This window comes from Cupriavidus cauae, from assembly GCF_008632125.1.
Classification (GTDB): domain Bacteria; phylum Pseudomonadota; class Gammaproteobacteria; order Burkholderiales; family Burkholderiaceae; genus Cupriavidus; species Cupriavidus cauae.
In genome coordinates, this window is sequence record NZ_VWRN01000030.1 from 40,431 (window position 1) to 61,672 (window position 21,242).

Here is a 21,242-nt window from a genome sequence, read left to right on the forward strand (position 1 = left end):
GGGACGTTCCTTTGTCAGGTGGTCGTTGGACGTTGTTGGGCTGGGTGTTGGCTTCGGGATCCGCGCGGCATCAACGCTGCATCAGCGCAAGCGCCAGCGCGCGATAGGCGCGCAGCGTGATCGGGTCGTTGGCGGCATTGCCGGCGATCGGATGCGAGGCGTAGCGCACGATGGTCATCTCGGCCTTCGGATCGATATGGATGCGCTGGCCGAAGATGCCGCGGGCCTCGAAGGCGCCGTGGTCGTCGTGCGAGACCCACCACATGTCGCGGTAGCTCCAGCCAGGCAGATGAGCATAGACCGATTTGGCGAACTTCGCGCGGTCGCCGCCGCCGCGCACCTCGGCAACCACCGCGGCGGGGATCACCTGGCGGCCGTTGAAGCGGCCGTCATTGCGCATCGCCTCGCCGAAGCGGGCCAGGTCGCGCAGCGTGGTGCTGATCGCGCCGCCGCCACCCGGCGTACCGATGCTGTCGACTGTGAAGTAGGCGTCCTCCTCGGCGCCGAGCGGCTGCCACAGCTTGTCGGACATCAGCTTCGGCAGCGGCACGCCCGAGGCGCGCTGCACGATCCACGCCAGCACCTCGGCGTTGACCGTCTTGTAGGCGAAGGCCTGGTCGTGCTCGCCCTCCTTGCGCAGCGTGGTCAGGAATTCGTAGAAGGAGCGCGGGCCGGCATAGTCCGGCGCGCGCGGAATCATGCCGCCGGCGCGGGCATAGTCGTTGACCTCGGCCTTCGGATCGGCGTAGTCCTCGGAGAATTTGACGCCGATCGTCATGTCCATCACCTGGCGCACGGTGGCGTCGCCATAGGCGGTGTCCGCGAGCTCCGGCACGTAGCGCGTGACCGGCGCGGCCGGATCGAGCTTGCCCTCGTTGGCCAGCATCGCGGCCAGCGTGCCGACGAAGCTCTTGGTGATCGAGAACGCCGCGTGCGGCAGCTGCGGCTGCAGCGCGCCGAAGTACTTCTCGTAGACGACCTTGCCCTTGTGCATCACCAGGATGCCGTCGGTATAGGTCAGCGCCAGCATGTCGGCGAAGGTGCGGCGCGTGCCGTCGGCATCGACGAAGGGCACGCCGCCGATGTCGCGCTCGGCGCGCGGCAGCGCGGACACGGGGCCCGGGCCGCGCCACACCGAGACGGTCGGCACCAGCTCGCGCACGTGCGAGAAGGTCCAGCGGTGGCGCGGGAAGCCGTTGCTCTTGCCGCTGAAGCTGATGACCTTGTCCGGCGCCGGCGGAAAACCCTGCATCCATCCGAGCGTGACGGGATCGGTGGCCGCCGCGTCGGCATAGGTGCGCGCCGGCGGCGTCTGTGCTTGCGTGGGGATCGCCATGGCAGTCAGCAGCACGGCCGCGATGGGCAGCGGCGAGGGGACGAAACGGCGGACACTACGACAAACGATGCGCCGAGCGATTCGACGAACGATCTGGCGAAGGCGCGTACGCCCGCGTCGATTGGCCTGCATGGTGTCTCCATTTGTTTTTTCTCTTTGGATTCGGTGGGTGCCGCGCTGCGCGGGCCGCGCAGCGATCTGCGGTCTGCGGTCAGCCGTCGGCGCCCGCATCCGGCGCGGTCTCGGCGCGCTGCGGCGGCGAGCGTCGCACGTACTTGAAGGTGCCCGAGCTGCGCGCCACCAGCTTGCCGTCGGCGTCGACGATCTCCGCCTCGCAGAACGCCATCGAGGTGGTGCGATGCACGCAGTCGCCGCGCGCGATCAGCGTGCCGCGCCCCGGCGCCATGAAGCTGGTCTTCATCTCGATGGTGACCACGCCGCGGCCGTCCTCGGTATCGGCCGAGCGGCAGGCCACCGCCATCGCGACGTCCAGCAGCGTCATCAGCACGCCGCCGTGCGCCATCTCCCAGCCGTTGTGATGGCGCGGCTCGATCTCCAGCTCGAGCTCGCTGACGCCGCCGCCCATGTGCGTGCAGCGCAGGCCGAGGTCGTCGACGAAGGGAATCGGAATCGGGAAGCCTTTGCGGGGCTCGGTCATGGTGTGGTGGTCCTTTGGTTCAAATCGCGCTGACGCCCCCATCGACCGCCAGGATCTGGCCGGTGATGTGCTTGCCGGCCTCGGTCGCGAACAGCAGCGCGGCGCCCTTCAGGTCCTCGTCGTCGCCCAGCCGATGCAGCGGCACGCCCTCGCACATCTTGTCGACGCCCAGGCGCGCCAGCGAGCCCTGCGTCATCTTCGACGGGAAGAAGCCCGGCGCCAGCGCGTTGACGGTGATGTTGTGCTCGCCCCATTCGGCCGCCAGCGTGCGCGTGAAATTGACCACCGCGCCCTTGGACGTGTTGTAGGCAATCGTCTCCATCGTGCCCGGCGGATTGCCGGCCAGGCCAGCGATCGAAGCCACGTTGATGATGCGGCCATAGCGGCGCGGAATCATCGACTGCTTGCCGATGCGCTGCGTCAGCAGGAACAGCCCGCGCACGTTCAGGTTCATCACCTTGTCCCAGGCCTCGACGGGGTGGTCCTCGGCGGGCGCGCCCCAGGTCGCGCCGGCGTTGTTGACCAGGATGTCGACGTGGCCCAGGCGCGCCAGCGACTCGTCGGCCAGGCGCGCGATCTCGTCGTCGCGCGAGCCGTCCGCGACGATCCAGTCGGCCTCGATGCCGCGCGCCTTCAGATGTTCCTGCGCGGCTTTCAGCTCGTCGGCCTTGCGCGCCGACAGCACCAGCCGCGCGCCCTGCTCGCCCAGCGCCTCGGCGATCTGCAGCCCGAGCCCGCGCGAGCCGCCGGTGATCAGCGCGGTGCGCCCCTTCAGATCGAACAGCTGTGCGATCGTCTTCATGGTGTCCCCTCCTTGTCCTGCGTGTCCGATGTCTCGTGGGTGCTGGTGAATGCGCCGGTCCTAGAACCAGGCGTCCTGCATGTCGAGCGTGGTGCGGTCCAGCGACGCCAGCAGATCGAGCTGCGGGCCGACCTTCGGCAGTTCCCAGCGGAAGAAGTAGTCCGCCGCCGCGAGCTTGCCGCGATAGAAGTCCGCGTCCGCATGGCCCGACGGCAGCGCCGCCAGCGCGCGTTGTGCCAGCATCGCCTGCTCCAGCCAGATCCAGGCAACCACCACGTGGCCGAACGCCTCCAGATAGACCGAGGCATTGGCCAGCGTCACCGCCGGATCGCCGGCCGCCCACAGCTGGGCCGTGACGTCGGCCAGCCGCGCGACGCGCGCCGCCAGCGCCCGCGCATGCGTGCCCAGGGCCTCGTCGCCGCTCGCGATCGCGCGCTCGATGGTGGCCTGCACCACCTGCCCCAGCGCCTTGAAGGCGGCGCCCTCCTTCATCACGACCTTGCGCCCGAGCAGGTCCAGCCCCTGGATGCCGTGCGTGCCTTCGTGGATCGGATTCAGGCGGTTGTCGCGATAGAACTGCTCGACGTTGTACTCGCGCGTATAGCCGTAGCCGCCATGCACCTGGATCGCCAGGCTGTTGGCCTCCAGGCACCATTGCGACGGCCAGCTCTTGGCGATCGGGGTCAGGATGTCGAGCAGCAAGGCGAGGCGCTGATGCTCGGCCGTATCCCCTGCGGTGGCCGCGGCGCGCTCTTCGTCGACCAGCCGCGCGCAGTACAGGTTCAGCGCGAGCCCGCCCTCGACGTAGCTCTTCTGCGCCAGCAGCATGCGGCGCACGTCGGCATGCTCGACCAGCTTGACCTGCGGGCTCGACGGGTCCTTGCCGCCGGGGCCGACCGGCCGGCCCTGCGGCCGGTTGCGCGCGTAGTCCAGCGCGTGCAGATAGCCGGTATAGCCGAGCATCACCGCGCCCAGGCCCACGCCGATGCGGGCCTCGTTCATCATGTGGAACATGCAGGCCAGGCCCTGGTGCGGCTGCCCGACCAGATAGCCGATCGCCCCCGCCTTGCCGCCGGGCCGGTAGCGCGTGCCCTCGCCGAAATTCAGCAGGCAGTTGGTGGTGCCGCGATAGCCCATCTTGTGGTTCAGGCCGGCCAGCACGACATCGTTGCGCTCGCCCAGCGAGCCGTCGGCATTGACCAGGAACTTGGGCACGATGAACAGCGAGATGCCCTTGACGCCGGGAATCAGCTTGCCGTCCGGGCCGGGGATCTTGGCCAGCACCAGATGCACGATGTTGTCGGACAGCTCGTGCTCGCCCGCCGAGATCCACATCTTGTTGCCGCGCAGGCGGTATTGCGCGCCCAGCGGCGATTCGCCCTCGTACTCGGCGCGCGTGGTGATGTCCGACAGCGACGAGCCGGCCTGCGGCTCGGACAGGCACATGGTGCCGAAGAAGCGCCCTTCCAGCTCCGGCTTGACGAAGGTGTCGATCTGCGCCGGCGTGCCGTGCGTCAGCAGCAGGTTGGCGTTGCCGATGGTCAGGAAGGGATAGGAGCTGGTGCCGACGTTGGCGCCCTTGAAATACGCGAAGCCGGCCTTCTCGACCACCACCGGCAGCTGCATGCCGCCCAGCTCGTAATCCTGCCCGGCCGCCATCAGGCCGGCCTCGCAGAACGCCTTCAGCGCGGTCCTGACTTCGGGGATGATGGTGACGGTCTCGCCGTCGAAATGCGGTTCCTGCTGGTCGTTCTTCTTGTTGTGCGGCGCGAACAGATCGGTGGCGATCTTCTCGCAGGTATCGAGCGCGGCGTCGAAGGTCTCGCGCGAGTGGTCGGCATAGCGCGGGATGCGCGTCAGCGTTTCGACATCGAGCCACTCGTAGAGCAGAAAATCGAGGTCGCGGCGGGAAAGGATCAACGACATGGCGATGGCCGCTCCTTGGGATGGGAATGAATGGGGAGAATGCGGACGTCGCCGTCCGCATCGCCGCCGGAAGGACCGCTCAGCCCGCCTCGCCCATCCGCGCGATGGTGCCCTGCGCGACCGCGCACAGCTTTTCCTCGCCGTCCTGGACGGCAAAGACATCGCAACGGACCACGGCCTGCTGCCGCCCGCGGCTGACGCACTCGGCACGCGCGATCAAGCGCTCGCCCAGCGCGGGGCGTACGTAATTGATCTTGTATTCCGAGGTCACCACCGGCGCCGCCATCGCGGCGCCGCCGGCATAGGTCAGCGCGTTGTCGGCCAGATAGCTGACCACGCCGCCGTGGGCAAAGCCATGCTGCTGCCGCAAAGGCTGGCGCAGCGGCAGTTGCAGCTCGGCCCGCTGCGGCGTCAGCGCGGTCAGCTCCGCGCCGAGCAGCACCGAGAACGGCTGCTCGGCGAGGATCGCGCGGCCGTGCGCCAGCAGGTCGCCCGACGCGCCCAGGTCGCGCGGCTGGCCGCGCTCGCCGGGCTCGTTGGCGGAGCCCGCCGGACCGGTGGACCCTGCAGGCCCTGTGGACCCGGCCGAGCCGGCGGACGGTGTGGCGGACGGTGCGGACACCGGCGGCCTCGGCTTACAGCACCTCGAACAGCCCGGCCGCGCCCTGGCCGCCACCGATGCACATGGTGACGACCACGTACTTGACGTCGCGGCGCTTGCCTTCGATCAGCGCATGGCCGACCAGGCGCGCGCCCGAGACGCCGTAGGGGTGGCCCACCGCGATCGCGCCGCCGTTGACGTTCAGGCGGTCCATCGGGATGCCCAGCTTGTCGGCGCAGTACAGCACCTGCACGGCAAACGCCTCGTTCAGCTCCCACAGGCCGATGTCCTCGACCTTCAGGCCGGCCTTCTTCAGCAGCTTGGGCACCGCGAACACCGGGCCGATGCCCATTTCATCGGGCTCGCAGCCGGCCACCGCGAAGCCGCGGAAGGCGCCGAGCGGCTTCAGGCCGCGCTGCTCCGCCAGCTTCGCGTTCATCACCACCGCGGCCGAAGCGCCGTCGGAGAACTGCGACGCATTGCCGGCCGCGATCACGCCGCCGGGCATCGCGGTGCGGATCTTCGACACGCCTTCGTAGGTGGTGTCCGGGCGGATGCCTTCGTCGGCCGAGACCGTGACCTCGCGCGTCACCAGCTGCCCGGTGGCCTTGTCGGCGACGCCGGCCAGCACCGTCAGCGGCACGATCTCGTCGTTGAACTTGCCGGCCTCCTGCGCCGCCGCCGCGCGCAGCTGGCTCTGCACGCCGTACTCGTCCTGGCGCTCGCGCGGGATGTTGTAGCGCTTGGCGACGTTCTCCGCGGTCTGCAGCATGCTCCAGTAGATCTCCGGCTTGTTCTTGACCAGCCAGCCTTCCTGGATCATGTGGCGATTCATTTCCTGCTGCACGCAGGAGATGCTCTCCACCCCGCCGGCCACGAAGATGTCGCCCTCGTCGGCGATCACGCGCTGCGCGGCCATCGCGATGGTCTGCAGGCCCGACGAGCAGAAGCGGTTCACCGTGGCGCCCGGCACCGTCACCGGGCAGCCGGCGCGCAGCGCGATCTGGCGCGCGATATTGGCGCCGGTCGCGCCTTCGGGATTGGCGCAGCCCATCAGCACGTCCTCGACCTCGCCCGGCTCGATGTTGGCGCGCGCGATCGCGTGCTGGACCACATGGCCGCCGAGGGTGGCGCCGTGCGTCATGTTGAAGCCGCCCTTCCAGCTCTTGGCCAGACCGGTCCGTGCGGTCGATACGATCACTGCCTCGTTCATTTGTTGCTCCTCAGTATTCTCGGTGTCTGGTGTGTCTCGATGTCTCGATGTCTCGGTGCCCGCGCCCTCGCGCGAGCCATGTCAGCTCAGCAGCTCGGCGGCGCGCATCCTGCCGACGCCCGCCTTGGCGAGGCTCGCCCAGGCGGCGTCCAGCGATCCGTTCAGGTCGATCGCGCGGCAGGCGTCCTCGACCACCACCGCGTCGAAGCCCGCGGCGCGCGCGTCCAGCGCGCTCCAGGCCACGCAGTAGTCGGTCGCGAGTCCAACGCAAACGACCCGGCGCACGCCATGCTCGCGCAGATAGCCGGCCAGCCCGGTCGGGGTCGTGCGATCCGCCTCGACAAAGGCGGAATAGCTGTCGACCTCGCGCTGATGGCCCTTGCGGATCACCAGCCGCGCGTGCGGCACCGCCAGTTGCGGATGCAGCTCGGCGCCCGCTTGCCCCTGCACGCAGTGCGCGGGCCACAGCACCTGCTCGCCATACGGCAGCGTGGTGGTCTGGAACGGCGCCGCGCCGGCATGGTTGACCGCGAACGACACGTGGTCGACCGGATGCCAGTCCTGCGTCAGCACCACATGCGTGAACGCCTCGGCCAGCCGGTTGATCACCGGCACGACCTGGTCGCCTTCGGGCACGGCGAGCGCGCCGCCGGGCATGAAGTCGTTCTGCACATCGATCACCAGCAGGCAATCGCTGTTGCCGAAGCGTCTGCGCAAGGTCGTGTCCATCGCGTCGCCGTTGTCGCCGTGGCCGCCGTCGCCCCTCAGCCGTTGAAGCCCTTGCCCTCGGCCGCCAGCTTCTTGAGCAGCGGCGCCGGCTCCCACGCTTCGCCGTGGTAGCCCTTGGCATAGCGCTGCATCGACAGCAGCACGTTGTACAGGCCGACCTGGTCCGCGTAAAGCATCGGGCCGCCGCGATGCAGCGGGAAGCCGTAGCCGGTCAGGTAGACCATGTCGATGTCCGAGGCCTTCGAGGCAATGCCTTCCTCGAGAATCTTCGCGCCTTCATTGACCAGCGCGTACACCAGGCGCTCGACGATCTCCTCGTCCGAGATCTTGCGGCGCGTGATGCCGAGATCCTTGGAATGCTGGACGATCATCTCGTTGACCTGCTGGTTCGGATACGGCTTGCGGTCGCCCGGCTTGTAGTCGTACCAGCCCGCGCCGGTCTTCTGGCCGAAACGGCCCATCTCGCACAGCAGATCGGCGGTCTTCGAATACTGGATGTCCGGCTTTTCCACCGCGCGGCGCTTGCGGATCGCCCAGCCGATGTCGTTGCCGGCCAGGTCGCCCATGCGGAACGGACCCATCGCGAAGCCGAACTTCTCGATCGCCTTGTCGACCTGCTCGGGCAGCGCGCCCTCGTCCAGCAGATAGCCGGCCTGGCGGCTGTACTGCTCGATCATGCGGTTGCCGATGAAGCCGTCGCAGACGCCCGACACCACCGCGGTCTTCTTGATCTTCTTGGCGACCTGCATGACCGTGGCCAGCACGTCCTTGCCGGTCTTGTCGCCGCGCACCACTTCCAGCAGCTTCATCACGTTGGCCGGGCTGAAGAAGTGCATGCCGACCACGTCCTGCGGACGCTTGGTGAACGAGGCGATCTTGTTGACGTCGAGCGTCGAGGTGTTCGAGGCCAGGATCGCGCCGGGCTTGGCGACTTCGTCCAGCTTCTTGAACACGGTTTCCTTGACGCCCATTTCCTCGAACACCGCCTCGATGATCAGGTCGGCGTCCTTGATGTCGTCATAGGACAGCGTGGTCGACAGCAGACCCATGCGCTGCTCGACCTTCTCCTGCGTCAGCTTGCCCTTCTTGGCGCTGTTCTCGTAGTTGCGGCGGATCGTCGCCACGCCGCGGTCCAGCGCTTCCTGCTTGGTTTCCAGCACCGTGACCGGGATGCCCGCGTTCAGGAAGTTCATCGAGATGCCGCCGCCCATGGTGCCGGCACCGATCACGGCGACCTTCTCGATCTTGCGGGTCGGCGTGTCCGACGGCACGTCGGGAATCTTGCTGGCGGCGCGCTCGCCGAAGAAGGCATGGCGCAGCGCGCGCGATTCCGGCGTATTGACCAGGAACATGAAGCCTTCGCGCTCCAGGCGCAGGCCCTCGTCGAAGGGCTTGAGCGAAGCGGCCACGGCCTCGACGCACTTGCCCGGCGCCGGGAAGTTCTTCGCCACGGCGGCAACGGTGTTCCTGGCGAAGGCGAGGAAGCCCTCGGCGTTTTCATGGCGCACCTTCAGGTCGCGCACCTTCGGGTGCGGGCCGGGCGCGGACGCCGCCTTGCGCGCAAAGGCGATCGCGGCGGGCAGCACGTCGCCTTCCACGATCTCGTCGAACAGCTTGGTGCCGGCGAACTTCTCCGACGGTACCGGATTGCCGGTCACGATCATGTTGAGCGCGGCCTCCAGGCCGATCACGCGCGGCAGGCGCTGCGTGCCGCCGGCGCCCGGCAGGATGCCCAGCTTGACTTCGGGCAGCGCGATCTGCGCACCCTTGGCGACGACGCGGTAGTTGCAGCCCAGCGCCAGCTCCAGACCGCCGCCCATCGCCACCGAATGCACCGCGGCGACGACCGGCTTGGTCGAATTCTCGATCACCTTGATCACCGAATGCAGCGTCGGCTCCTGCGTCGCCTTCGGCGTGTTGAACTCGCGGATATCGGCGCCGCCCGAGAACGCCTTGCCAGCGCCGGTGATGACGACCGCCTTGACCGCGGCATCGTCCAGCGCACGGGTCATGCCTTCGACGATGCCAAGCCGGGTGCTGTGACCCAGGCCGTTGACAGGGGGATTGTCGAGCGTGATGACGGCGATGCCGTCCTGAACCTGATACTGCGCTGTCATGCTGGTTCCTTTGGTGTCTTGGTTGTCTCGGGATTCGAATTCTCGAATATTGTTTTTACTTCGGCTGCGCCATGGGCACCCCTGGAATGGTACGCGCGAGCGGCCGGCCCGGGAGGCGCAGCGAAACAAGCATACACAAAATAGAACGGTCGTTCAATTTCTATTTTGGAGGAGAAATTCGCCGCTGCAGGCACAAAAAAAGCACGCCATGCGGGGGCTGCATGGCGCGCCTTCATGGCATGCATGGTCGAAACGGAAGCGGTCGATAACAGCCGCTTCACAGCCTCTTTAGCGGCCTCTTCAACAGCCTGTTCTGGGGCCCTCAAACCTCCAACCACTCCTTGCGCACCTGCGCATTGCCCTTGAGTTCGGCTGGCGTTCCCTCGAAGACGATATGGCCGTGGCCCATCACGTAGACGCGCTGCGAGATGTCGAGCGCGATCGCCAGTTTCTGCTCGATCAGCAGCACCGAGACGCCGCGCTCCTTCAGCACCTTCAGGTAGTCGGCGACCTGGGCGACGATCATCGGCGCCAGCCCTTCGGTGGGCTCGTCGATCAGCACCAGGTCGGGGTCGCCCATCAGCGTGCGGCACAGCGTCAGCATCTGCTGCTCGCCGCCGGACAGCACGCCGGCCGGCGTGTTCTCGCGCTCCTTCAGGCGCGGGAACAGCGCGAACATGTCGTCGGTGCTCCAGCGCGGCCGGCTCTGGCGCGGATTCGGCTTCTCGCCCAGCAGCAGGTTCTGGCGCACCGTCAGCGTGGGGAAGATGTCGCGGTTCTCGGGCACGTAGCCCACACCCAGATGCGCGATCTCGAAGGTGCGCCGCCCGAGGATCTCGTCGCCGCGAAAGCGCACCGAGCCCTCGGACTTGACCATGCCGAGGATGGCCTTGGCCATGGTCGAGCGCCCGACCCCGTTGCGCCCCAGCAGCGCGACGATCTCACCCTCGTCGATATGCAGATCGACGCCATGCAGGATATGGCTCTTGCCGTAGTAGGCGTGCAGCCCCTGCACTTCCAGCATGCGCTTGCCCATCAGTGCGCCCCCTCGCTTGCGCTTGCGCCCACCGCGCCCGCGCCTTCGCCCCCGCCTTCGCCCTCGTCCAGCGTCGTGCCCAGGTAGGCCTCCTTGACGCGGCGATCGTTGCGGATGGCCTCGGGCGTGCCGGTCGCGATCACCTCGCCGTAGACCAGCACCGAGATGCGGTCCGCCAGCCCGAACACCACGCTCATGTCGTGCTCGACCATCACCAGCGTCTTGCCCACGGTCACCTTGCGGATCAGCTCGACCGCATGGTCCGACTCCGAGCGGCTCATGCCGGCGGTCGGCTCGTCCAGCAGGATCACGTCGGCGCCGCCGGCGATGGTGATGCCGATCTCCAGCGCGCGTTGCTCCGCGTAGGTCAGCAGGCCCGACTGCGTATGACGCCGGTGCTGCAGGCCGATCAGCTCCAGCACCTCCTCGGCCCGTTCGCGTGCGTCGCGCAGCTCGGACAGCCGGTGCCAGAACGAGTACTTGTAGCCCAGCGCCCACAGCACCGCGCAGCGCAGGTTCTCGAACACCGTCAGCCGATGGAAGATGTTGGTGATCTGGAAGCTGCGCGACAGCCCCTTGCGATTGATCACGAAGGGCTGCAGGCCGCCGATCTCCTCGCCATTGAGCCGCACCGAGCCCGAGGTCGGCGCGAAGCGGCCCGAGATCAGATTGAAGGTGGTCGACTTGCCCGCGCCGTTGGGACCGATCAGCGCATGGCGCTCGCCGCGCGCGATGTTCAGCGTCACGCCGCGGATGATCTCGGTCTGGCCAAAGCGCTTGCGCACATCGGTCAGTTCCAGCGCCGCCGTGGTATCCCGCCTCATGCCGCTCCTCCCGCGATTTCCGCCTGCACCTTGTCCCAACGCAGGCGCGCCTGCCCCACCGTGAAGCGCCATGCGGCCAGCCCCACCAGCCACAGCGCGGCCGCCACGCCCCACGGCGCCAGCGTGCCGGCGTCGAACGCAATGCCGAACAGCGACATCGCGGTGCCGTTGGCGCTGTCGACCTGCACCTTGTAGACCAGCTCGACCGTCAGGATGATCGCCGCCAGCAGCACCACCCCGGCCAGCGCGCACAGCCCGTAGGACGGCAGCATCTGGCGGAACTTGCCGCGCGCCACCAGCGGCAGCTGCATCATCAGCAGGCTGGCGAGCCCGCCCGGCACGAACATCACCATCAGCACGAAGAACAGGCCCAGGTAGAGCAGCCAGGCCTTGGTCAGGTCCGACAGCGCGACCGCGAACAGCACGAACACTACCGCGCCGATGATGGGCCCGAAGAAGAAGCCGGCGCCGCCGATGAAGGCGGCCAGCAGCACGCCGCCGGAGCGCACCGCGCTGACGTTCTCCGCCGACACGATCTCGAAGTTGATGGCCGCCAGCGCGCCCGAGATGCCGGCGAAGAACGCTGACAGGATCAGCACCAGGTAGCGCACGCGCTGCGTGTTGTAGCCGATGAATTCGGCGCGCTCGGGGTTGTCGCGCACCGCGTTGGCGATGCGGCCCAGCGGCGTCTGCGTCCATGCGTACATCGCCGCCATCGACAGCAGGCACCAGATCGCGATCAGGTAATAGACCTGCCGGCCCGGCCCGAAGGTGATGCCCAGGAACGGCTCGCCGACCACGCGGTTGGTCGAGATGCCGCCCTCGCCGCCGAAGAACTCCGGGAACATCAGCGAGCTGGCGAACACCATCTCGCCGATGCCCAGCGTGATCATCGCGAAGGTCGTGCCGGACTTCTTGGTGGTCACGTAGCCGAAGATGACGCCGAAGAAGGCGCCCGCCAGGCCACCGACCAGCGGCAGCAGCGACACCGGCATCCACACCGTGCCGGCGCCGGCCATGTTCAGCACATGGACCGCGATGAACGCGCCCAGCCCCGAGTAGACCGCGTGCCCGAACGACAGCATGCCGGTCTGGCCGAGCAGCATGTTGTACGACAGCGCGAACACGATCATGATGCCCATCTGCGACATCAGCGTGATGGCAAACCCGCCGGTGAAGATCAGCGGCAGCACCAGCATCAGCAGCGCCGTGGTGCCCCACAGCACCCAGCGGCCCAGATTCAGCGGCCGGTAGCGCATCGTGCCGCCGCTCAGCGCGGTGTCTTGCGTGCGTTGCATCGTCGATTCCATCGCCTCAGCTCTCCCGGGTTCCCATCAGGCCGCGCGGGCGGAAGATCAGCATCACGACCAGCAGCAGATACGGCAGCACCGGCGCGACCTGCGCCACCGTCAGCCGCCACAGCGAATAGAACGGCGTTTCGCTGGTCACGTTCAGCCCCAGCGAATTGAACATGCCGGCCAGCGACGCGTCGATGGTGACCGCGAAGGTCTGCAGCAGCCCGATCAGGATCGACGCGATGAACGCCCCGACCAGCGAGCCCATGCCGCCGACCACCGCCACCACGAATACGATCGAGCCGACCGCCGCCGCCATCGACGGCTCGGTGACGAAGGCATTGCCGCCGATCACGCCAGCGAGGCCTGCCAGCGCCGCGCCGCCGCCGAACACCAGCATGAAGACGCGCGGCACGTTGTGGCCCAGCGCCTCGACCATCTCGGGATGCGTCAGCGCGGCCTGGATCACCAGCCCGATGCGCGTGCGCGTCAGCACCAGGTAGATCGCCACCAGCATCGCCAGCGACACCAGCATCATGAAGGCGCGGTACTTGGGGAAGGCCGAGGTGAAGACCGTGAACAGCGGACCGTCGAGCTCGGCCGGGATCCGGTATGGCACCGCGGCCAAACCCCACACCAGCTTGACGCCCTCCTCGATCAGGTAGGCCAGACCGAAGGTGAACAGCAGCTCGGCGACGTGGCCGTACTTGTGCACCGCCCGCAGGCCGAAGCGCTCGACCAGCGCGCCCGCCACCGCCACCAGCAGCGGCGCGACGATCAGCGCCGGCCAGAAGCCGATCGTGGTCGAGATCGAATAGGCGAAATAGGCGCCGAGCATGTAGAAGCTCGCATGCGCGAAGTTCAGCACGCCCATCATGCTGAAGATCAGCGTCAGGCCCGACGACAGCATGAACAGCAGCAGCCCGTAGCTGATGCCGTTCAACAGCGAGATGATGAAGAATTCCACAGCCAGTCCTTCCATCTGGCGCCGGGCTGGCGGCATGCGCCGCTGGCCGGCGAAGGCGAAGCGAGGGCGGGCGCGGCGGCCGTATCTGTGCCCCCAGGGGCCGGCAGCATACCACCGGCACTGGCGGGCATCGACTCCACGGGCGCGCCGCGCGTGGCGCGTCCGGAAATCAGCCTGGACGCTTCATCTGGCAGGAGGTGGGTTGGGCGGCGACATGCGCGTCCAGCACCGCGTTGGTCTTCCAGCCGTAGCCGGTGTTTTCCTGGTCGTACTTGACTTCCTTGCCGTCGACCTTGGTCCAGGTGGCGATGGTCAGCGGCTGCTGGGCCTGGTGGTCGGTCGCGCGCATCTCGACGGTGCCGTTCATGCTCTCGACCTTGATGCCCTCGAGCGCCTTGGCGACCTTGACCGGGTCGGTCGACTTGGCGGTCTGGAACGCCTTGCTGAGCATCGCGATGCCGGTGTACGAGGCCATCACGTAGAAGTCGTCGTTGTACTTCTTCTCGTAGCCTTCGATGACCTCCGAGCCGCGGAAGCCCTTGTTGTTCGGGTTGTAGTAGCCGACATAGCGCACGCGCTCGGCGCCGGCCGCGCCCATCGCGGTCGGCACGCCGGTGGTGGCCGCGTAGTAGGTGTAGAAGTTGGCGTTCAGCCCGGCGTCCTTGGCGGCCTTGATCAGCAGCGCGAGGTCGCTGCCCCAGTTGCCGGTGATCACGGTATCGGCGCCGGCGGCCTTGATCTTCGCCACGTACGGCGAGAAGTCCTTGACCTGCGCCAGCGGGTGCAGGTCCTCGCCGACGACCTGGATGTCGGGACGCTTGCGCTTCAGATATTCCTTGGCGGCGCGCGCGACCTGGTGGCCGAACGAGTAGTTCTGGTTGATCAGGTAGACCTTCTTGACGTTCTGGTCCTGCGCCAGGTAGGTCGTCAGCGCCTCCATCTTCATGTCGGAGTTGGCGTCCAGACGGAAATGCCAGTAGTTGCATTTCGAGTTGGTCATGTCCGGATCGACTGCCGCATAGTTCAGGTAGATGATTTCCTTGCCGGGATTGCGCTCGTTATGCTTGGCCACCGCGTCCTGCAGCGCCAGGCCGACCGACGAGCCGTTGCCCTGCACCACGTAGCGGATCCCCTGGTCGACCGCCTGCTTCAGGATCGTCAGGCTCTCCTGCGGCGACAGCTTGTTGTCGAATCCCACGACCTCGAACTTGTGCCCGCCGGCCCAGTTCTTCTGATTGGCCAGCTCGGCGACGTACTGCCAGCTCTTGAGCTGGTTCTGGCCGACCGGCGCCATCAGGCCCGACAGCGGATCGATGAACGCGATCTTCACCGTATCCGCCGCGGCGGCCCCCGGGCCCAGCGCAGCGAGCAATGCCACACCGGCGACGAGCGGACGCAATCTGATCATGGTTTGTCTCCTTCTCTCTTTCTCTCGTTGGCTATCGTGATGAGCGGGCGACCCGGGCTGCCGCTTGTCGCGCGGCTTTTCCCATGGGCCCGTTTGCTTCTACGGTGGCGCCACCGAGGGCGCCGCCGCTGCTGCACGTGCTCTGCGACGGCCCTGCGTCAGGCCGTCGGCAGCCGATAGTCCTTGAACTGCTCGCGCAGCTTGAGCTTCTGCATCTTGCCGGTGGCCGTCAGCGGGATCTCGTCGACGAAGGCCACATCGTCCGGGATCCACCATTTGGCGACCTTGCCCTCGAAGAAGGCCAGCAGCTCCTCGCGCGTCAGCTCGGTGCCGGGCTTCTTCATCACCACCAGCAGCGGCCGCTCGTCCCACTTGGGATGGTGGACCGAGATGCAGGCGGCCATATGCACCGCCGGATGCGCCGCGGCCACGTTCTCCACGTCGATCGACGAAATCCATTCGCCGCCGGACTTGATCACGTCCTTGCTGCGATCGGTGATCTGCATGTAGCCGTCGGCATCGATGGTGGCGACGTCGCCGGTCGGGAACCAGCCGTCGACCAGCGGCGAGCTGTCGCTGCGGTAATAGCGGTCGATGATCCACGGACCGCGCACCATCAGGTCGCCGAAGGCCTTGCCGTCCCACGGCAGCTCGCGGCCCTCGCCGTCGACGATCTTCATGTCGACGCCGTAGATGACGCGCCCCTGCTTCTCCAGGATGGCCTGCTGCTGCTCGGGCGGCAGCGCCAGATGCTTGTTCAGCAGCTTGCACGTGGTGCCCAGCGGCGACATCTCCGTCATGCCCCAGGCATGGATCACCTCGACGTCGAGCGCGTTCAGCGCCTTGATCATCGCCGGCGGCGCGGCCGAGCCGCCGATCACCGTGCGCTTGAAGCTGGAGAAGCGCAGCTTGTTGGCCTGCACGTGCTGCAGCAGGCCGAGCCAGACCGTCGGCACGCCGGCCGAGAAGGTGACCTGCTCCTGCTCGAACAGCTCGTACAGCGAGGCGCCGTCGAGCTTGGCGCCGGGGAACACCAGCTTGGCGCCGACCAGCGGCACCGAGTACGGCAGGCCCCAGGCATTGACGTGGAACATCGGCACGACCGGCAGGATCACGTCCTTGGCCGAGCAGCCGAGCGCGTCCGGCAGCGCCGACGCATACGAATGCAGCACCGTGGAGCGATGCGAATAGAGCGCGCCCTTCGGATTGCCGGTGGTGCCGGAGGTGTAGCAAAGGCTGGACGCGGTGTTCTCGTCGAAGCTCGGCCAGCTGTAGTCGCCGTCCTGGCTCTCGAGCAGATCTTCGTAGCACAGCAGCGGCAGCTTCGATTCGGCCGGCAGATGCGCCCGGTCGCTCATCAGCACCCAGCCCTTGACCTGCGGGCAATGCGGCGCGAGGCCTTCGACCAGCGGCAGGAAGGTCAGGTCGAAGAAGACGTAGCGGTCCTCGGCGTGATTGACGATATAGGCGAGCTGCTCGGGGAACAGCCGCGGGTTGATCGTGTGGCAGACCGACCCCATCCCCGACACGGCGTAATAGATCTCGAGATGGCGGTAGCCGTTCCACGCCAGCGTGCCGACCCGCTCGCCGGGCTGCACGCCCAGCTTGCCCAGCGCTTGCGCCAGCTTGCGGGCGCGCAGCTCGCAATCGCGGTAGGTATAGCGGTGGAGATCCCCTTCGGTGCGCCGCGAAACGATTTCGGTGCTGCCGTAATGGCGGGCGGCGTGGGTGATGATGGAGGAAATGAGCAGCGGCGCGCCCATCATTTGTCCCATCAATGCCATGGGAATGGTCTCCTGTATCGGTTGCCATGTCCGCCGCGGCGAGGCCGAGAAGCGAACAATCGTTCTTTTTTTAGGCCGACAAAAACCTTCCAGCGGAAGGCGTCGACAATCACGCTCGCGCTGCCCGTTCATGCACTACCCCGGTGCACTGCGGGCGTGCCAGCGGGCGACATGACGGGAAGACTGCCGGTGATGGCCGCGCCGCGATGGGAACCAGCGGGAATAAGCGGGTACAAGCGGGAACACCGGCCGCGGCGCCGCGGTCAGACCAGGGAAAATGCGGCGTGCAAGTACAATACTGCCAGCCATGTTGCACCTCAACATGTCGTTTTCCCTAGCCTGCAAGCGCACTTCCAGGCAGGCCACCGATTGCAGGCTGTTGCACCGCGCCGGTCCCAGCCCCTGCCCGCCCGGCGCGTGATGCCAAGGCCCTGATCTCATGTCCTCTCGTCCGTCTTCCGCTTTGCCTCCGTCGGGATCCACTCCGACGTCCGACGATTCCCTCGTTTTCACCGGACTCGACGCTTCGGCCGGGACGAGCGCGAATCCCGCCCCGAGCGAACCTCCCTTCTCCGTGGCGCCCGGTTTTGCCGCGCTCGGCGAGCGTTTCTTCACGCGCCTGCAGCCGACCCCGCTGCCCTCGCCCTACCTGGTCGCCGTGGCCCCGGCCGCGGCGGAACTGCTCGGCTGGCAAGCGGGCGACGCGACCAGTCCCGACCAGGCGCCACCGCTGCAGGACTTCGCCGAGATCTTCATCGGCAACCGCGTGCCCGGCTGGGCCGATCCGCTGGCGACGGTCTACTCGGGCCATCAGTTCGGCGTCTGGGCGGGCCAGCTCGGCGACGGGCGCGCGATCCGGCTGGCCGAGGCGCAGACCGCGAACGGTCCGTGGGAGATCCAGCTGAAGGGCTCGGGAAAGACGCCGTATTCGCGCATGGGCGATGGCCGCGCGGTGCTGCGCTCGTCGATCCGCGAATACCTGTGCTCCGAGGCGATGGCCGCGCTGGGCATTCCGACCACGCGCGCACTGTGCATCGTCGGCTCCGACGCGCCGGTGCGCCGTGAGACCATCGAGACCGCCGCGGTGGTGACGCGCCTGGCGCCGACCTTCATCCGCTTCGGCCACTTCGAGCATTTCGCCGCGCACGACGACGTGGCCGCGCTGCGCCAGCTGGCCGACTTCGTCATCGACCGTTTCATGCCGGAATGCCGCGACCGCGTCGGCGGCGAGACCGTCAGCCCCTACCAGGCGCTGCTGCGCGAGGTGTCGCTGCGCACCGCCGACCTGATGGCCCAGTGGCAGGCCGTGGGCTTCTGTCACGGCGTGATGAACACCGACAATATGTCGATCCTCGGCCTGACCATCGACTACGGCCCGTTCGGCTTTCTCGACGCCTTCGACGCCAACCATATCTGCAACCACTCGGACAACCAGGGCCGCTATGCCTACAGCCAGCAGCCGCAGGTCGGCTTCTGGAACCTGCATTGCCTGGCGCAGGCGCTGCTGCCGCTGTGGCTCGAGCGCGAGGACGGGCAGGCGCCCACCGAGACCGCCAAGGAGGCCGCGATCGAAGCTGCGCATGCCGGGCTCGATCCTTTCCGCGGCCGCTATGCGCTGCGCTTCTTCCAGCTCTATCGCGCCAAGCTGGGCCTGGCCAGCACCGGCATCGACGACAGCGCGGACGAGGCGCTGCTGACCGACCTGTTCCGCCTGCTGCATACCCAGCGGGTCGACTACACCTTGTTCTGGCGCAACCTCGCCCGCATCTCCTCGGCGGACGGCAGCCGCGACGCGCCCGTGCGCGACCTGTTCATGGACCGCGCCGGCTGGGACGCCTGGGCCGAGCGCTACCGTGCCCGCCTGCGCGCCGAGAACTCGGACGACGCGGCCCGCGCGGTGTCGATGCTGGCCGTCAATCCGAAGTACGTGCTGCGCAACCATCTGGCCGAGGTGGCGATCCAGCGCGCCAAGGAGAAGGACTTCAGCGAAGTGCAGCGGCTGCTGGCGGTACTGTCGCGGCCGTTCGACGAGCAACCCGAGGCCGAGTCGTATGCCGCGTTGCCGCCCGACTGGGCGTCCGGTATCGAGGTAAGCTGTTCGTCCTGATCGACCTGATCGACCTGACCGCACCGATCGTTCTGGCATCGCCCGATATTGGCCGATATAGACCGAAATCGCCCCCAAACACCGACCGTCCGATCGTCCCCCAACGAGGATCCGCATCATGCCCGTCAACAAGACCGAAGCCGAATGGCGCGCGCAACTGTCCGACATCGAATACCGGGTCACGCGCGAGGCCGCCACCGAACGCGCCTTCACCGGCCGCTACTGGGACCACTGGGAGCCCGGCATCTACCGCTGCGTGGGCTGCGGCACGCCGCTGTTCGAGTCCACCACCAAGTTCGACGCCGGCTGCGGCTGGCCCAGCTATTTCCGGCCCATCAACGGTGAGGTGATCGACGAGCAGGTCGACCGCAGCCACGGCATGGTCCGCATCGAGGTGCGCTGCAAGGAATGCGGCAGCCACCTGGGCCATGTCTTCGAGGATGGCCCCGCGCCGACCGGCCTGCGCTATTGCATCAATTCGGCTGCGCTAAAATTCGACGACCGCGAGCCCGAACCGGGCGACGCCGACGACGCCGGCAAATCCGGCAACCCTGGCTGACCCGCGGCGCCGACCCTGCGGCCAGGCCCCACGATAACGATTCCGCGATGCCGCCCGCCGGCATCGCCTTCCCCTGACGGACCCGCATGAAATTTCTGTTCGACCTGTTCCCGGTCATCCTGTTTTTCGTCACCTTCAAGCTGGCGGGCATCTTCGCCGCCACGGCGGTCGCCATCGCGGCGACCATCGTGCAGATCGGCTGGGTCTGGCTGCGCCACCGCAAGGTCGAACCGATGCAGTGGATCAGCCTGCTGATCATCGTGGTGTTCGGCGGCGCCACGCTGCTGCTGCACAACGAGACCTTCATCAAGTGGAAGCCGACCGTGCTGTACTGGCTGTTCGCGGTCGCGCTGCTGGCGTCCGCCGCGATCTGGCGCAAGAACCTGATCCGCGCCATGATGGAAAAGTCCGTCAAGCTGCCCGATCCGGTCTGGGGCCGCCTCAATACCGCCTGGGCCGGCTTCTTCGCCGTGATGGGCGTGCTGAACCTGTGGGTGGCCTACCAGTTCTCGACCGACATCTGGGTCAATTTCAAGCTGTTCGGCAGCATGGGCCTGATGCTGGTCTTCATCGTCGCGCAAAGCCTCTGGCTGTCGCGCCATATGCACGAAAACGCGCCGGAAAAAGCGCAGGAAAGCGCCCGCGATTGAGCGGGGCCATCGAACCATGAACGACGTCTCTTCTTCGTTGCCTGCCGAAGGTACCCCCCACAGCGCCGCCGGCGACACCGCCGCGCAGATCGATGCCCTGCTGCGCGCCGAACTCGCCCCCTCGCAACTGACTGTGCGCGACGACAGCGCGCTGCACGCCGGCCATCCGGGCGCCGCCTCGGGCGGCGGCCACTATCATGTCACCATCGTCAGCGAACGCTTCGCCGGCGCGAGCCGGGTTGCCCGGCATCGCATGGTGTATGATGCGCTGCGCAGTCTCTTCCCCATGCGGATCCATGCCCTGGCAGTGTCCGCATTCACCGAGCAAGAGTATTCCGCGCAATGACCATCATCCGCGCGGTGTCTGCACAAGCCTCTGCATAATCGTCCAGCCTTCCCCAGACTTCCCAACACTGATTCCATGAAGACCACTGTCCTCTCGTTCAGCCTGGCGGCTGTGCTTGCCGCTGGCAGCTTGCCCGCACTCGCCCAGAATGCCGCCGTCGTCAATGGCAAGGGCATTCCGTCGGCCAAGCTCGACAAGCTGATCGCCGGCACCGGCCAGCCGGATTCCCCGGAGCTGCGGGATCGCGCACGCAACATGCTGATCGATCGCGAACTGCTGGTGCAGGAAGCGACCAAGCGTGGCGTGACGCAAAACCCGGACGTGCAGGAGCAGCTGGAACAGGCCCGCCTGAACGTGCTGGCCGGCGCGGTGTTCGAGGACTATGTGCGCACCCACGGCACCAGCGATGCCGAGCTGCGCAAGCAGTACGACAAGATCAAGGCTCAGTTCGGCAACGGCAAGGAATACCGCGCCCGCCATATCCTGGTCGAGAAGGAGTCGGAAGCGCAGGCCATCATCGCCAAGATCAAGGGCGGCGCCAAGTTCGCCGACGTGGCCAAGGCCTCGTCGAAGGACCCCGGCTCGGCCGCCAACGGTGGCGATCTGGACTGGGCCAGCAGCAACAGCTATGTGCCCGAGTTCTCGGCCGCGATGGCCGGTCTGAAGAAGGGCCAGATGACCGAGACCCCGGTCAAGACGCAGTTCGGCTGGCACGTGATCCTGCTCGAGGACGAGCGCGAGACCAAGATCCCGACCTTCGAGGAAGCCAAGCCGCAGCTGCAGCAGATGCTGATGAGCGACCAGAACTGGCAGCGCGAGCAGTTCCAGTCGATGATGAAGTCGCTGCGGGACAAGGCCAAGATCCAGTAAGGCTGCCTGCCCTG

General features: G+C 67.2%; 19 protein-coding genes. 5 read left to right on the forward strand and 14 right to left on the reverse strand.

Annotated features, from left to right (window positions below; genetic code table 11):
* Positions 1-70: 70 nt before the first annotated feature.
* From F1599_RS10190 to F1599_RS10255, 14 genes are all read right to left on the reverse strand, one after another.
* A complete protein-coding gene (locus F1599_RS10190; protein WP_223819561.1) occupies positions 71-1,336 on the reverse strand; it encodes a serine hydrolase domain-containing protein in 1,266 nt (421 codons plus the stop codon).
* 211 nt (positions 1,337-1,547) lie between these two features.
* The gene (locus F1599_RS10195) at positions 1,548-1,994 is read right to left on the reverse strand and encodes a PaaI family thioesterase (protein ID WP_149318794.1); all 447 of its coding nucleotides are present in this window, start codon (positions 1,992-1,994) and stop codon (positions 1,548-1,550) included.
* 19 nt (positions 1,995-2,013) lie between these two features.
* Entirely contained in the window at positions 2,014-2,796 is a 783-nt protein-coding gene (locus F1599_RS10200) for an SDR family oxidoreductase (protein WP_149318795.1), read from the reverse strand.
* 60 nt (positions 2,797-2,856) lie between these two features.
* The gene (locus F1599_RS10205; protein ID WP_150082968.1) at positions 2,857-4,722 is read right to left on the reverse strand and encodes an acyl-CoA dehydrogenase; all 1,866 of its coding nucleotides are present in this window, start codon (positions 4,720-4,722) and stop codon (positions 2,857-2,859) included.
* A 79-nt stretch (positions 4,723-4,801) separates the two neighbouring features.
* On the reverse strand, positions 4,802-5,227 hold the full coding sequence (locus F1599_RS10210) for a PaaI family thioesterase (protein ID WP_149318938.1): 426 nt from the start codon (positions 5,225-5,227) through the stop codon (positions 4,802-4,804).
* Between the two features lie 130 nt (positions 5,228-5,357).
* The gene (locus F1599_RS10215; protein WP_150082969.1) at positions 5,358-6,536 is read right to left on the reverse strand and encodes an acetyl-CoA C-acyltransferase; all 1,179 of its coding nucleotides are present in this window, start codon (positions 6,534-6,536) and stop codon (positions 5,358-5,360) included.
* A gap of 81 nt (positions 6,537-6,617) precedes the next feature.
* Positions 6,618-7,265 (reverse strand): bifunctional nicotinamidase/pyrazinamidase, encoded by a 648-nt coding sequence (pncA, locus tag F1599_RS10220; RefSeq protein WP_150082970.1) that lies wholly within the window; start codon positions 7,263-7,265, stop codon positions 6,618-6,620.
* A 35-nt stretch (positions 7,266-7,300) separates the two neighbouring features.
* Positions 7,301-9,382 (reverse strand): 3-hydroxyacyl-CoA dehydrogenase NAD-binding domain-containing protein, encoded by a 2,082-nt coding sequence (locus F1599_RS10225; RefSeq protein WP_150082971.1) that lies wholly within the window; start codon positions 9,380-9,382, stop codon positions 7,301-7,303.
* Between the two features lie 322 nt (positions 9,383-9,704).
* Positions 9,705-10,418, reverse strand: coding sequence for an ABC transporter ATP-binding protein (locus F1599_RS10230; RefSeq protein ID WP_149318800.1), 714 nt, complete (start codon positions 10,416-10,418; stop codon positions 9,705-9,707).
* A complete protein-coding gene (locus F1599_RS10235; RefSeq protein ID WP_149318801.1) occupies positions 10,418-11,242 on the reverse strand; it encodes an ABC transporter ATP-binding protein in 825 nt (274 codons plus the stop codon). Before F1599_RS10235 ends, F1599_RS10230 begins: the two co-directional genes overlap by 1 nt.
* Complete coding sequence (locus F1599_RS10240; RefSeq protein ID WP_149318802.1) at positions 11,239-12,552, reverse strand: branched-chain amino acid ABC transporter permease; 1,314 nt, start codon at positions 12,550-12,552, stop codon at positions 11,239-11,241. Before F1599_RS10240 ends, F1599_RS10235 begins: the two co-directional genes overlap by 4 nt.
* A gap of 4 nt (positions 12,553-12,556) precedes the next feature.
* Positions 12,557-13,504: a branched-chain amino acid ABC transporter permease gene (locus F1599_RS10245; RefSeq protein WP_150082973.1), complete on the reverse strand. Its 948-nt coding sequence runs from the start codon at positions 13,502-13,504 to the stop codon at positions 12,557-12,559.
* Positions 13,505-13,673: 169 nt separating this feature from the next.
* Entirely contained in the window at positions 13,674-14,912 is a 1,239-nt protein-coding gene (locus tag F1599_RS10250) for a branched-chain amino acid ABC transporter substrate-binding protein (RefSeq protein ID WP_149318803.1), read from the reverse strand.
* Positions 14,913-15,070: 158 nt separating this feature from the next.
* Positions 15,071-16,696: a 3-(methylthio)propionyl-CoA ligase gene (locus F1599_RS10255; protein WP_150082975.1), complete on the reverse strand. Its 1,626-nt coding sequence runs from the start codon at positions 16,694-16,696 to the stop codon at positions 15,071-15,073.
* Positions 16,697-17,135: 439 nt separating this feature from the next.
* Between F1599_RS10255 and F1599_RS10260 the strand changes: the two genes are divergently transcribed.
* From F1599_RS10260 to F1599_RS10280, 5 genes are all read left to right on the forward strand, one after another.
* Positions 17,136-18,803: a YdiU family protein gene (locus tag F1599_RS10260; RefSeq protein WP_395895288.1), complete on the forward strand. Its 1,668-nt coding sequence runs from the start codon at positions 17,136-17,138 to the stop codon at positions 18,801-18,803.
* Positions 18,804-18,921: 118 nt separating this feature from the next.
* Positions 18,922-19,362 (forward strand): peptide-methionine (R)-S-oxide reductase MsrB, encoded by a 441-nt coding sequence (gene msrB / locus F1599_RS10265; protein ID WP_149318806.1) that lies wholly within the window; start codon positions 18,922-18,924, stop codon positions 19,360-19,362.
* Positions 19,363-19,448: 86 nt separating this feature from the next.
* A complete protein-coding gene (locus tag F1599_RS10270) occupies positions 19,449-20,012 on the forward strand; it encodes a septation protein A (RefSeq protein WP_149318807.1) in 564 nt (187 codons plus the stop codon).
* A gap of 16 nt (positions 20,013-20,028) precedes the next feature.
* On the forward strand, positions 20,029-20,358 hold the full coding sequence (locus F1599_RS10275) for a BolA family protein (RefSeq protein ID WP_223819562.1): 330 nt from the start codon (positions 20,029-20,031) through the stop codon (positions 20,356-20,358).
* 75 nt (positions 20,359-20,433) lie between these two features.
* A complete protein-coding gene (locus F1599_RS10280; protein WP_149318808.1) occupies positions 20,434-21,228 on the forward strand; it encodes a peptidylprolyl isomerase in 795 nt (264 codons plus the stop codon).
* Positions 21,229-21,242 lie beyond the last annotated feature (14 nt).